Raw genomic sequence first — 12,201 nt, 5'->3', positions numbered from 1 at the left:
GAGACCCAGCGGCCGGCGCACGGGGCTATTCCGCGTAGGTGTCGCCATCCCGCGTGAGCACCCGCTTGATGCTCGCGAGGTGCAGCCGGGCGCTCTCGGGGTCGCCCTCGCGCATCTGCGCGGCGGCGGCCTTGGCGATGGCCGGATCGACGGGCAGGAGCCGCCGGCCCGTCGAGAGGGCCTTCACCTGCACCTCGGCGGCGCGCTCCAAATAATAGAGATCGTCCCAGGCTTCCGCGATGGTCGGGCCAGTGACCATCACGCCGTGGTTGCGCAGGAACACGATGTCGGCGTCGCCCAGCGTCGCGGCGATGCGGTCGCCCTCGGCCTCGTCCAGGGCGAGGCCGTTATAGGCATCGTCCACCGCCGTGCGGCCGTAGAACTTGAGGGCCGTCTGCCCGGCATAGGCCAGGGGCTCGCCCTCGGTCATGCTCAGCGCCGTGGCGTAGGGCATGTGGGTGTGAAACGCCGCCCGGGCGCGCGGCACGTTCCGGTGCACGCGGGCATGGATGAAGAAGGCCGTCGCCTCCGGCTGGCCCTCGCCCTCGACGACCCTTCCGTGGAAATCGCAGACGAGGAGGCTGGAGGCCGTCACCTCGCAGAAAGCCAGTCCGTAGGGGTTCACGAGGAACAGGTCGTCCCGCCCCGGCACCATGGCCGAGAAGTGGTTGCAGATGCCCTCTTCCAGACCGTAGCGCGCGGCCATGCGGAAGCAGGCGGCGAGATCGACGCGCGCCTGCCACAGCGCCTCGCGGTCGATGGCGCCGAGGTCGGCCTTGCCGCCCTCCACCACGCGGAATTCATGAGCCATGTCGCCTCTCCCCCTCGTCTTCCGGGCTCACCGGCCTGACCGCCGTTCCTTCAGGGCGAGCAACCGCTCGCGCATCCGCACCGCCCAGCCGGGCCGCACCTCCTGCCGGCCGCGCGCCACCGCAAGGGCGCCCTCCGGCACATCCTGCGTGATGACCGAACCGGCCCCGACCAACGCCCCGGCCCCGATCGTGACGGGGGCGACGAGGGCCGAGTTCGAGCCGATGAAGGCGCCCGCGCCGATGCTGGTGCGGTGCTTGAACACGCCGTCGTAATTGCAGGTGATGGTGCCCGCGCCGACATTGGCCTTCGCCCCCACCTCGGCATCGCCGAGATAGGTGAGGTGCGCCGCCTTGGCGCCCGGCCCCATGCGGGTGTTCTTGAGTTCCACGAAGTTGCCGATCTCGGCGCCCTGTTCCAGCACCGCGCCGCCGCGCATCCGCACGAACGGCCCGACCTTCACCCCCGCCTCCAGGCGGACATCCGCCAGATGCGCGAAGGCCCGCACCGTGCAGCCGTCGGCCACCGTCACGCCGGGGCCGAACACCACGTTCGGCTCCACGGTCACGTCGCGGCCGAGCACCGTGTCGTGGCTGAAGAACACCGTCTCCGGCGCCGCCAGGGTCGCGCCGCCCAGGAGCGCCGTCCGGCGCAGGCGGGCCTGCACCACCGCCTCGGCGGCGGCGAGCTGCACCCGGTCGTTGACACCCTGCGCCTCCGGCTCGTCCACCGGCACGACCGCCACGGTCAGCCCCTCGGCCACCGCCAGGGCCACCGCGTCGGGCAGGTAATATTCGCCGGCCGCGTTGTCGTTGCCGATCCGTTCCAGCAGCCTCAGGGCGTGCGCGCCGCCGAGCGCCATGAGCCCGGCATTGCACAGGCGCACCTGCCGCTCGGCGGCGCTCGCATCCTTCTCCTCGCGGATCGCGACGACGCGCGCGCCCTCGGTGAGCACCCGCCCGTAGCCGGTGGGGTTCTCGGTCTCGAAGGCGAGCACGGCGACCGCCGCCCCGGCGGCGAGCGGCGCGCGCAGGCGGGTGAAAGTCTCTGCGGTGACGAGGGGCGTATCCCCGAAGGCGACGATCACGTCGTCGGCGGTTTCGGCGAGCAGCGCGCGGGCGGCCAGCACCGCGTGGGCGGTGCCCAGCCGCTCGGCCTGGGCGAAGACGCCCGCGCCGGGCGCCTGCCGCTCGATCTCGGCGGCGACGTCGGCCCGGCCGGGCTCGGCCACGACGCCGACCCGCGTCGCGCCGGCCTCACGCACGGCGGCGAGCACATGGCCGAGCATGGTCCGCCCGGCGACCTTGTGGAGTACCTTCGGCAGGTCGGAGCGCATTCGCGTCCCCTTGCCGGCGGCGAGGACGATGGCAGTCAGGCTGCGCGGCGAGGAAGAGGTCGTCATCACGGAGTCCGATCGGGGTCGGCGGGCTGAATGGGCCGAACCGGCCGTTCAGGCAAGCACCCGGACGGCCTGCGCGGAGTGTTCCCGCCGCCGCTCGATGGAGCTGGGGATGCGCAGGGATTCCCGGTACTTGGCGACGGTGCGGCGGGCGATGTCCACGCCCTCGTCCCGCAGCTTCTGCACCAGCGCGTCGTCCGAGAGGACGTTGTCGGCGGTCTCGCCGTCCACGAGCTGCTTGATGCGGTGGCGCACCGCCTCGGAGGAATGGGCCGCCGCACCCGCCGCGCCGGGGATGGCGGCGGTGAAGAAGTATTTCATCTCCAGCGTGCCCCGGCTGGTGCCGATGGCCTTGTTCGAGGTGACGCGCGAGACGGTCGATTCGTGCATGGCGATGGCCTCGGCCACCGTCTTCAGGTTGAGCGGCCGAAGATGGGCGACGCCGTGGGCGAAGAACCCGTCCTGCTGGCGGACGATCTCGGTGGCGACCTTCAGGATGGTCCGCGCCCGCTGTTCCAGGCTGCGGGTGAGCCAGTTGGCGTTCTGCAACGCCTCGGACAGGAAGGCCTTGTCGCCCTCGGCGCGGGCCGTGCGCGAGACGCGGGCATAGTAGCTCTGGTTCACGAGGACGCGCGGCAGCGCCTCGCTGTTGAGCTCCACGAGCCAGGAGCCGTCCGGCGCGGCGCGGACGAACACGTCCGGCACCAGCACCTCGACGGCGCTCGACCCGAAGGCGCGGCCCGGCTTGGGATCGAGGCGGCGGATCTCCGCCAGCATGTCCACGAGGTCTTCGTCGTTCACGCCGCACAGGCGCCGCAGCCCCGCGAAGTCGCGCTTGGCCACGAGGTCGAGGCGCGAGACCAGGGCTTCCATCGCGGGATCGAAGCGGTTGTTCTCGCGCAACTGGATGGCGAGGCATTCCGCGAGGTCGCGGGCGCCGACGCCGGTCGGGTCGAAGCTCTGCACGAGGGCCAGCACCTTCGTGACCAGGGCGGGCGAGGCCGCCAGCCGCTCGGCCACGGCCTCCACCGTCTCGCGGAGGTAGCCGGCCTCGTCCACGGCATCGATGAGGAAGCCGCCGATCAGGCGCTCGATGGGATCGCGGGTGGCGAGGTCGAGCTGTGCGGCCAAGTGCTCGCGCAGGCTGACCTCCGAGGTCAGGGTCGCCTCGAAGTCGGGCGCCTCGGCATCGAAGCTGCCGCCGGTGCTGCCGTAGGGCGCGGGCGTCAGGCTCAGCATGTCGCCCGCGTCCGATTCGCGGACCCTCGTCGGCGTCTCGTCCTGGAAGACGTTGTCGAGGCGGGCGTCGATGTCGCCCTCGATCTCACCCCGGATCGGGTTCATCTCCGGCGCGAGCCACGAATCGGCCTCGCCGCCCTCGAACCCGTCTTCGCCCGCGCCCTCGTCGGAGGGGGCCGGCGCCTCCGGCGCGTCCTGCACGCCCGGATTCTCGGCCTCGGCGCGCTCCAGAAGCGGGTTGCGCTCCAGTTCCGCGTCCACGTAGGCGGCAAGGTCCAGATGCGAGAGCTGCAGGAGCTTGATCGCCTGCAGGAGCTGAGGCGTCATGACCAGGGCTTGGCCCTGTCGCACCTCCAGCCTTTGCAGCAGACTCATACCCAGCCCCGATTGCGCATTGTTCAGATTGTCCGAGCATGGCAGCCCGGCACGGTTCTTGCTTGTTCGTTCTGCCCAATCTTTAGACCGAATGCCGCGGCGCGTCAAAGCCGGGTGTTCGCTCGTCCCATGCGAAGATTGCGGCGAGGGCGTTCACTCTCGCGGCCCGCGATTAAGGAAGCTTTGAGCGGCATGAGGCCGGGACGGCATGCCTGCCGTCAAGTCTCTCAGCTTGTTGCCAAACCGCATCCGGTGTAAGACGCCGCCCATCCCGAGAGAATTCGTTCCGCGAAGGAGCCGTCAGGCATGGCGCGCGTCACCGTCGAAGATTGCATCGAAAAGGTCGAGAACCGCTTCGAGCTGGTCCTCCTGGCGAGCCACCGCGCCCGCCTCCTGGCGGCCGGCGCGCCGCTGACCGTGGACCGCGACCGCGACAAGAACCCGGTCGTCGCCCTGCGCGAGATCGGGGACGGCACCATCACCTCCGAGGATCTGAAGGAGCAGCTGATCCACTCGCTCCAGAAGTACGTCGAGGTGGACGAGCCGGAGGCCGAGGCCGTGCCGCTGCTGTCGAGCTCGCCGGCCGCCGCCGCCCACGCGCCGCAATCGTCCAGCGACGACGCCGGCGTGCAGTTCGACCGCATGAGCGAGGAAGACCTCCTCCGCGGCCTCGAGAACCTCGCCCCGCCGGTCGAGACCGACGAAGAGGCCGAGTGAGGCCGGTTGTCGGGGGTCGATTCGGCCCCCGGCGCGAAGAAAAAAGCGCTCGATGCGCCGATTGCGGCGCCTTGCCTCTGGTGTCGGCCGCCGCATTGCGGGAGACTTTCCCTGAAGCGGCGGCGCGTACAGCGTTCAGGAGGCACCGATTTCCCGGCGGATCATGCGCCAGTACGAACTCGTCGAGCGGGTCAAGCGCTACAACCCCGCCGCCGACGAGGATCTGCTCAACCGCGCCTACGTCTATGCGATGCAGGCCCACGGCACCCAGAAGCGGGCCTCGGGCGATCCGTTCTTCGCCCATCCCCTCGAAGTCGCCGCGATCCTCACGGATCTGCATCTCGACGACGCGACGATCATCGCCGCCGTCCTGCACGACACCGTCGAGGACACCGAGGCCACCCTCGATGAGATCCGGCGCCTGTTCGGCGACGAGATCGGCGCCCTCGTCGATGGGCTGACCAAGCTCAAGCGGCTCGACCTCGTCTCGAAGCAGGCCGCCCAGGGCGAGAACTTCCGCAAGCTGCTGCTCGCCGTCGCGGCGGATGTGCGCGTGCTCCTCGTGAAGCTCGCCGACCGCCTGCACAACATGCGCACCCTGGAGCACATGCGCGACGACAAGCGTCGCCGCATCGCCCAGGAAACGCTGGACATCTACGCGCCGCTGGCCGCCCGCATGGGCATGCAGGAGCTGCGCGAGGAATTGGAAGACCTCGGTTTCCGCTTCCTCGAACCCGAGATCTACGCCACCATCACCGAGCGCCTGCTGCGGCTCACCGCCAAGTCCGGCCGGATGGTCGAGGACATCGAGAAGGTGCTCTCCGACAAGCTCTCGGCGCGGGGCATCGAAGCCGAGGTCACGGGCCGGCAGAAGCGGCCCTATTCGATCTGGGCGAAGATGGAGCGCAAGTCGCTCGCCTTCGAGCAACTGTCGGACATCTTCGGCTTCCGGGTGATCGTGAACGCCCTGGACGATTGCTACGCGGCCTTGGGCGTCGTTCATACCAGCTGGCCGATGGTGCCGGGGCGCTACAAGGACTACATCTCGACCCCGAAGCAGAACGATTACCGCTCGATCCACACCACGGTGATCGGCCCCAAGAGCCAGCGCGTCGAACTGCAGATCCGCACCCAGGCGATGGACGACATCGCCGAATACGGCATCGCCGCCCACGCCCATTACAAGGACGTGAGCGGGCGCGACGCCATCGGCAGCGTCCACCCGAAGCTCGCCACCGAGAGCGGCGCCTACCAATGGCTGCGCCGGACCATCGAACTGCTCGCCGAAGGCGACAGCCCGGAAGAGTTCCTGGAGCACACCAAGCTCGAACTCTTTCAGGATCAGGTCTTCTGCTTCACCCCGAAGGGCCGGCTCATCGCGCTGCCCCGGGGCGCGACGCCCATCGACTTCGCCTATGCCGTGCACACCGATGTCGGCAACTCGGCGGTGGGCGCGAAGATCAACGGCCGCATGGTGCCGCTGCTGCACGAACTCTCGAACGGCGACGAGGTGGAGATCAGCCGTTCGGACGGCGCCTCGCCCCCGGCCGCCTGGGAATCCCTCGTCGTGACGGGCAAGGCCCGCTCGGCGATCCGCCGGGCGACCCGCGCGGCGGTGCGGCGGCAATATGCCGGCCTCGGCAAGCAGATCCTCGAACGGGCCTTCGAGCGCGCGGCCAAGAGCTTTTCCGAGGACAAGCTGCGCGGCGCCCTGCCCCGCCTCGCCCGCTCCACCACGGAGGACGTGTTCGCCGCCGTGGGGCGCGGCGAGATGTTCTCCGGCGACGTCGTGCGCGCGGTCTATCCCGACCACCGGGAGGAGCGCCGCCCCTCGGCCGGACAGCCCGGCGCCACCGGGGCGGGGCGGCTCGTGCGCTCCCCCGACCAGACCATGCGCCTGACCTTCAACGGCAGCGGCGAAGCCTCCCCGGACGCGATTCCGATCCGGGGTCTCGCGGGGGACCTGCCCGTCACCTTCGCCCCCAACGGCGGCGCGGTGCCGGGGGACCGGATCGTCGGCATCCTCACGCCGGGCGTCGGCGTGACGGTCTACCCGATCCAGTCGGCGGCGCTGGCCGCTTTCGACAACGAGCCGGAGCGCTGGCTCGACGTGCGCTGGGATACGGAGGCGTCGAGCGGCGAGCGCTTCCCCGCCCGCCTGTCCCTGCAATCCATCAACGAGCCGGGCGTGTTCGCGCAGATCGCCCAGGTGATCGCGGACCATGACGGCAACATCGACAACATCTCGATGAAACGCCGCACCCAGGACTTCACCGACATCACCCTCGACCTGTCGGTCTGGGATCTTCAACACCTGAACGCCATCGTCGCGGAGTTGCGCAGCAAGCGGCCGGTGAGCAGCGTTCAGCGCGTCAACGGCTGATTATTACCTGAGGTTGTCGAGCCGTACAGCGGGTTTAGCCGTGGTCGGCTTACCTTGACTTCGGCATGACCGTCCGCAATGCTTTAAACCTCTTCATCGCCTCACGATGAAGCATTGATTCATTTTTAACTCAGTTTTGCGAAAGACTTTTTTTAATGCATCAGTGACGCCTAGGCAACGAATTCCCTCGACCGATTTCATCTATTTTGTACTTGGAAAGACATTCATGCCGTCAGATCAACGGTGTGCCATCTTTATCGATGGCGCCAACCTCTATGCGACGACCAAGGCCCTGGGCTTCGACATCGATTACAAGAAGCTTTTGAAGGATTTCCAGGCACGCGAGAACCTGATCCGTGCCTTTTACTACACCGCGATGATCGAGGATCAGGAGTATTCCTCGATCCGGCCGCTGGTCGATTGGCTCGACTATAACGGCTACCGCGTCGTGACGAAGCCGGTGCGGGAGTTCACGGATTCCGCCGGCCGCCGCCGGTTCAAGGGCAACATGGATATCGAGCTGGCGATCGACGCCCTCGAACTCGCCCCGCGCCTCGACCACATGGTGCTGTTCTCGGGCGACGGCGATTTCCGCTCGCTGGTCGAGGCGATGCAGCGCCGGGGCGTGCGCGTCACGGTGATCTCCACGATCCAGACGCAGCCGGCGATGATCTCCGACGAGTTGCGGCGGCAGGCGGACGAGTTCGTGGACCTGTCGACCCTCGCCTCGCGGATCGGCCGTGAGGCCACCGAGCGCGCCCCGCGCCCCACGGGCGAGACGCCGACCCGCCACCGCGCCGAATCGCGCCCGAACCTCGAAAACCGCTACGGCATCCGCCAGCCGGAGGACGACGCCTAGCCGCGTCTCAGGCCCGGCGGCCCGCGTCGAGCCACGCGACGACCTGCCGGGCGCTCTGGTCCGGCGGGAAGACCGGGTAGAACAGGTGCGTGACGACTCCGTCGTCGATCACCAGGGTGAGGCGCTTCAGCAGCGTCTCGCCGCCGGCTTCGAAGGTCGGCAGCCGGGCCGCCATCGCCAGGGCACGGTGCGCATCGGAGAGAAGCGCGAAAGGCAGGTGCAGGCGCGTCACCGCCTCCGTCTGATACTCCCGGGTCTGCGTAGAGAGCCCGTAGACGTGATCGACGCCGAGCCCCTTCAACTCGTCGAAATGGTCGCGGAAATCGCAGGATTGCGGCGTGCAGCCCCGCGCGCCGGGGATCGCGTCCCAATCGGGGGTGAGGGCCGGCTTGTCCGGCTCGCCGGTGCGCGGATAGGCATAGGCCACCGTGCGGCCCTTGAGCTTGGCCAGCGAAACCGTGCTCCCGTCCGTGGCGCGGAGGGCCACGTCGGGAAGGCGGGCGCCCAGCAGGTGGGCGGCGGCGCCGTCATCCGCTGGAACCGGCAGATCGTCCGGCAGGCTGGTCAGACTGGCGCTCATCCCGTGCCTCCTCGCCCTATCCCCTGTCGCGCAGGAGGCGGGCCTGATCCCGCTTCCAGTCGCGCTCCTTCACCGCCTCGCGCTTGTCGTGGGCCTGCTTGCCCTTGCCGAGGCCGAGTTCGACCTTCGCCCGGCCGCGCTCGTTGAAGTAGATCTTCAGCGGCACGACCGTATAGCCCTGCCGCTGGGTGGCGCCGATCAGCTTGTCGATCTGGCGGCGATGCAGCAGCAGGCGGCGGGGCCGCTTGGTGTCGTGGTTGAAGCGGTTCGCCTCCAGATATTCCGGGATGTAGGCGTTGAAGAGCATCAGGTCGTTGCCGGAGGGGCCGGCATAGGCCTCTCCGATCGTCGCCTTGCCCCCGCGCAGGGATTTCACCTCGGTGCCGGTGAGCGAAATGCCGGCTTCGAGCGTGTCCTCGATGGAATAGTGGAAGCGGGCGGCGCGGTTGTCGGCCACCACGCGCCGTCCGGGCTCCGTCTTCGGCGCCATGCGGGTCTGTCGTCCTTTTTTACGGGGTCAGCCTTCGAGGAGGCCGGCGTGGCGCAGGGCGTCGTCCACGATTCTGCGGGTCGCGTCCGAGATCGTCACGAGGGGCAGGCGGATCTCCTCGCCCATGTGGCCGAGCCGCGAGAGGGCGTACTTCACCGGGCCGGGATTGGCCTCCGCGAACAGGCCGCTCTGGAGCGGGAACAGCCGGTCCTGGATCGTCAGCGCCTTGGCGTAATCGCCGGAGAGCGAGGCCTCCTGCAGGTCGGCGCAGAGGCGCGGGGCGACGTTCGCCACCACCGAGATGCAGCCGTGGCCGCCCTGGGCGTTGTAGCCGAGCGCGGTCGCATCTTCGCCTGAAAGCTGGACGAAGCTCTCGCCCATGGCCAGTCGCTGCTGACTGACGCGGTCGATCTTCGCGGTCGCGTCCTTCACGCCGACAATGTTCTTCAATTCGAAGAGGCGGGCCATCGTCTCGACGCTCATGTCGATGACGGACCTCGGCGGGATGTTGTAGATGATGATCGGAATTCCGACCGCATCGTTGATCGCCTTGAAGTGGGCGTAGAGTCCGCCTTGCGTCGGCTTGTTGTAATAAGGCGTCACCACGAGCACGGCGTCGGCGCCGGCCTTCTCGGCGTGCTGCGCCCGCTCGATCGCCTCGGCCGTCGAGTTCGAGCCCGCACCCGCCACCACGGGCACCCGCCCGCCGGCCTCGTCGATGCAGGCCTCGACCACCCGGTCATGCTCGGCATGGGTCAGGGTCGGGCTCTCGCCGGTCGTGCCGGTGGGCACGAGGCCGTGGCTGCCCTGCTCGATCTGCCAGCGCACGAACTTTCGGAAGGCCTGCTCGTCGAAGGCGCCATCGCGGAAGGGCGTCACCAGCGCGGTCATCGAGCCCCGCAGGCGGGCGGTCGTCTCGGTCATCTCAGGCGTCCCAGGGGAATCGAGCGGTCGTCTCGCCGCCATTGTGCCGCGCTGTCGTTGCGCGAGCGCGCAGACATAGGGGTTCGTGCGCGCCTTCGCAAACGGATCCGGGACACGGTTAACGGGCTCTTAATCACTCGTTGCCCAGACTGTGTCCTTCACGCTGACGTTGCGGAGGGGTGAGGTCGTGATCCGAGCCATCGCCTGGAAGCGCCCGCACCTTACGCTTATCGCTCTCGCGGCGAGCGCCGGGGCGGCTCTGGCCGGCGCGACCGGGGCGGAGACGCCCCTGCCCGCCGCCATCCATGCCCCGGATTCCACCGACTCAGCCCCCGAGGCGGTGCGCGCTGAGGAGGCCGAGCGTAAGCCTGCTGCCGCTTCGGCCTACGCCTCCGCCGACCCGGACGCGGCGATCACCTTCCCGCTGCCGGATGCGGGCCTCACCCCCGCCGCCCCGGTGCCGGAGGTGCCCGACCTCGCCAAGCCGAAGGCCTCCGGCGACACCGACCTGACCCTGCTGCGCGGGGCGATCGACCTCTACCGCAAGGGCAAGGTGTCCGACGCCGACCGGATGGCCGAGGGTTTCACCGATCCCGCCGCCCGCGCCCTGCTGCAATGGGTGGCGATCCGCGCCGGGGCCGGCATCGGCTTCGAGCGCACGGTCGCCTTCACCCGTGCCAACCCGGATTGGCCGGGCGGCCCCCTCCTGCGCCGCCGGGCGGAGGAGACGCTGCTCAGCGAGCGCAAGGCGCCCGCCACGGTGCGGGCCTTCTTCGCCACCGCCAAGCCGTCGAGCGCACCGGGCAAGTTCGCCCTGGCGCTGGCGCTTCGCGCGGACGGGCTCGAAGCCGACTCCGCCGACCTCGTGCGCGACCTGTGGCGCACGGAGAGTTTCGGCCGCAGCCTCGAAGCCAAGGTGCAGGATGCCTTCCCCGCCCTGCTCACCCGCCAGGATCACCGCTACCGGATGGAGCGGGCGCTCCTGAAGGAGGATTGGGAGAGCGCGGGCCGCGCGGCGGGCTATGCCGGCGGCAGCTACGCGAGCCTCGTCCGCGCCCGCCGGGCCGTGGAGGATAAGAGTTCCGGCGCCGCCTCGGCGCTGGCGGCGGTGCCGCCCTCGCTGCGCAACGACGCCTCGTACATCTTCTCGCGTGCGCAGTTCTTCCGCCGGGCCGACAAGCCCGTGGAGGCCGCCGCCGTGCTCGCCACCGCGCCGACCAACCCGGACGTGCTGGTCGATGGCGACGAATGGTGGGTCGAGCGCCGGATCGTGGCGCGCAAGCTCCTCGATGGCGGCGACGCCAAGACCGCCTACGCGGTGGTGAGCGGCCATGGCGCGCGCTCGCCCGAGAAGAAGATCGAGGCCGAGTTCCATGCCGGCTGGATCGCCCTGCGCTTCCTCTCCGACCCCGAGAAGGCCGGGCAGCATTTCGCGCAGGTCGCCGCCCTCGCCGAGGGGCCGAACTCCCTGGCGCGGGGGGCCTATTGGCAGGCCCGCGCCGCCGAGGCCCTGGGCCGGGCCGACGAGGCGAAGCGCTTCTACGAGAAGGCGGCGGCGCAGCCCATCGCCTATTACGGGCAGGTTGCCCGCGCCAAGCTCGGGCAGACGAGCCTGCCGCTGCGTGCCGTGCCGGCGCTCGACGGCGCCGAGCGGGAGGCCTTCGACAACCGCCTGTCCGTGCGCGCCCTGCGCCTGCTCGAACAGGCGGGGCTTCAGGACCTCGCGCTGCCCCTCTACATCGATGCGACCCGCGCCCTGACCGATGCGGGCGAGGTCCAGGCGCTGGGCGACGTCGCCACCGAGGCCAAGGACGCCCGCGCCCTGGTGGCGGTGGGCAAGCTCGCCCTGCACCGGGGCCTGCCGCTCGACGCCCACGCCTTCCCGACCATCGGCATCCCAACCTACGAGACCTTCACCGCCGTGCCGCAGGTCGAGCGGGCCATGGTCTATGCCATCGCCCGGCAGGAGAGCCAGTTCGACGCGCGGGCGCGCTCCGGCGTCGGGGCGCGGGGGCTGATGCAGATGATGCCGGCCACCGCCATGCGCACGGCCAAGCGCGTCTCCACCGCCTTCGACCCGGACCGCCTGACCAGCGACCCCGCCTTCTGCGCGAAGCTCGGCCAAGCGCATCTCGGCGAGCTGATGGAGGATTGGCGCGGCTCCTACGTGCTCGCCTTCGCCTCGTACAATGCCGGCGGCGGCAACGTGAAGAAGTGGATCGACGCCTACGGCGACCCGCGCAAGGGCGAGGTCGATGTGATCGACTGGGTGGAGCGCATCCCGTTCACCGAGACGCGCAACTACGTCCAGCGGGTGATGGAGAACCTGCAGGTGTACCGCACCCGCCTCGACAGCCGCAGCGCGCTGCTGATCGAGGGGGATCTGCACCGGGGGGCGAAGTAGGGTTGGAGTCCCATCGGCCGG

The 12,201-nt window shown here is 69.6% G+C and carries 10 protein-coding genes; 4 read left to right on the top strand and 6 right to left on the bottom strand.

Translation table 11 applies throughout. The annotated features are described in order from the left end of the window. Nucleotides 1-25: 25 nt before the first annotated feature. From AAHF99_RS03700 to rpoN, 3 genes are read right to left on the bottom strand one after another with little or no spacing between them, the layout of a single operon-like run. Complete coding sequence (locus AAHF99_RS03700; RefSeq protein ID WP_342162706.1) at nucleotides 26-811, bottom strand: aldolase; 786 nt, start codon at nucleotides 809-811, stop codon at nucleotides 26-28. 27 nt (nucleotides 812-838) lie between these two features. Further along, complete coding sequence (gene glmU / locus AAHF99_RS03695) at nucleotides 839-2,212, bottom strand: bifunctional UDP-N-acetylglucosamine diphosphorylase/glucosamine-1-phosphate N-acetyltransferase GlmU (protein WP_342162705.1); 1,374 nt, start codon at nucleotides 2,210-2,212, stop codon at nucleotides 839-841. Nucleotides 2,213-2,260: 48 nt separating this feature from the next. Further along, nucleotides 2,261-3,823, bottom strand: coding sequence for an RNA polymerase factor sigma-54 (gene rpoN, locus AAHF99_RS03690; protein WP_342162704.1), 1,563 nt, complete (start codon nucleotides 3,821-3,823; stop codon nucleotides 2,261-2,263). A gap of 306 nt (nucleotides 3,824-4,129) precedes the next feature. Between rpoN and rpoZ the strand changes: the two genes are divergently transcribed. From rpoZ to AAHF99_RS03675, 3 genes are all read left to right on the top strand, one after another. Then, the gene (rpoZ, locus tag AAHF99_RS03685) at nucleotides 4,130-4,540 is read left to right on the top strand and encodes a DNA-directed RNA polymerase subunit omega (protein ID WP_243958828.1); all 411 of its coding nucleotides are present in this window, start codon (nucleotides 4,130-4,132) and stop codon (nucleotides 4,538-4,540) included. A 160-nt stretch (nucleotides 4,541-4,700) separates the two neighbouring features. After that, nucleotides 4,701-6,923, top strand: a complete 2,223-nt coding sequence (locus AAHF99_RS03680; RefSeq protein WP_342162882.1) for a RelA/SpoT family protein — start codon at nucleotides 4,701-4,703, stop codon at nucleotides 6,921-6,923. 226 nt (nucleotides 6,924-7,149) lie between these two features. Further along, nucleotides 7,150-7,782 carry a LabA-like NYN domain-containing protein gene (locus AAHF99_RS03675; protein WP_342162703.1) on the top strand — a complete coding sequence of 211 codons (633 nt, stop codon included), beginning with the start codon at nucleotides 7,150-7,152 and terminating at the stop codon, nucleotides 7,780-7,782. 7 nt (nucleotides 7,783-7,789) lie between these two features. Here AAHF99_RS03675 and AAHF99_RS03670 read toward each other — a convergent pair whose 3' ends face one another. From AAHF99_RS03670 to dapA, 3 genes are read right to left on the bottom strand one after another with little or no spacing between them, the layout of a single operon-like run. Continuing rightward, nucleotides 7,790-8,362 carry a peroxiredoxin gene (locus tag AAHF99_RS03670; protein WP_342162702.1) on the bottom strand — a complete coding sequence of 191 codons (573 nt, stop codon included), beginning with the start codon at nucleotides 8,360-8,362 and terminating at the stop codon, nucleotides 7,790-7,792. Between the two features lie 16 nt (nucleotides 8,363-8,378). Next, entirely contained in the window at nucleotides 8,379-8,852 is a 474-nt protein-coding gene (gene smpB, locus AAHF99_RS03665) for an SsrA-binding protein SmpB (RefSeq protein ID WP_243958833.1), read from the bottom strand. Between the two features lie 27 nt (nucleotides 8,853-8,879). Continuing rightward, complete coding sequence (dapA, locus tag AAHF99_RS03660; protein WP_342162701.1) at nucleotides 8,880-9,776, bottom strand: 4-hydroxy-tetrahydrodipicolinate synthase; 897 nt, start codon at nucleotides 9,774-9,776, stop codon at nucleotides 8,880-8,882. Nucleotides 9,777-9,963: 187 nt separating this feature from the next. On the opposite strand from dapA, the gene AAHF99_RS03655 reads away from it, so the two are divergent. Continuing rightward, entirely contained in the window at nucleotides 9,964-12,180 is a 2,217-nt protein-coding gene (locus AAHF99_RS03655; protein ID WP_342162700.1) for a lytic transglycosylase domain-containing protein, read from the top strand. The last annotated feature ends 21 nt before the right edge of the window (nucleotides 12,181-12,201 follow it).

It is taken from the genome of Methylobacterium litchii, assembly GCF_038442315.1.
GTDB lineage: Bacteria > Pseudomonadota > Alphaproteobacteria > Rhizobiales > Beijerinckiaceae > Methylobacterium > Methylobacterium litchii.
The sequence above is the reverse complement of the archived record's forward strand: the minus strand, read 5'-3'. Positions and strand labels throughout refer to the sequence as shown.

Excerpts from the sequence above, each read along its gene's own strand:
- AAHF99_RS03670 (WP_342162702.1), bottom strand. The coding sequence starts at position 8,362 with ATGAGCGCCAGTCTGACCAGCCTGCCGGACGATCTGCCGGTTCCAGCG.
- AAHF99_RS03675 (WP_342162703.1), top strand. The coding sequence starts at position 7,150 with ATGCCGTCAGATCAACGGTGTGCCATCTTTATCGATGGCGCCAACCTC.
- rpoZ (WP_243958828.1), top strand. The coding sequence starts at position 4,130 with ATGGCGCGCGTCACCGTCGAAGATTGCATCGAAAAGGTCGAGAACCGC.
- rpoN (WP_342162704.1), bottom strand. The coding sequence starts at position 3,823 with ATGAGTCTGCTGCAAAGGCTGGAGGTGCGACAGGGCCAAGCCCTGGTC.
- dapA (WP_342162701.1), bottom strand. The coding sequence starts at position 9,776 with ATGACCGAGACGACCGCCCGCCTGCGGGGCTCGATGACCGCGCTGGTG.
- smpB (WP_243958833.1), bottom strand. The coding sequence starts at position 8,852 with ATGGCGCCGAAGACGGAGCCCGGACGGCGCGTGGTGGCCGACAACCGC.
- AAHF99_RS03700 (WP_342162706.1), bottom strand. The coding sequence starts at position 811 with ATGGCTCATGAATTCCGCGTGGTGGAGGGCGGCAAGGCCGACCTCGGC.
- glmU (WP_342162705.1), bottom strand. The coding sequence starts at position 2,212 with ATGACGACCTCTTCCTCGCCGCGCAGCCTGACTGCCATCGTCCTCGCC.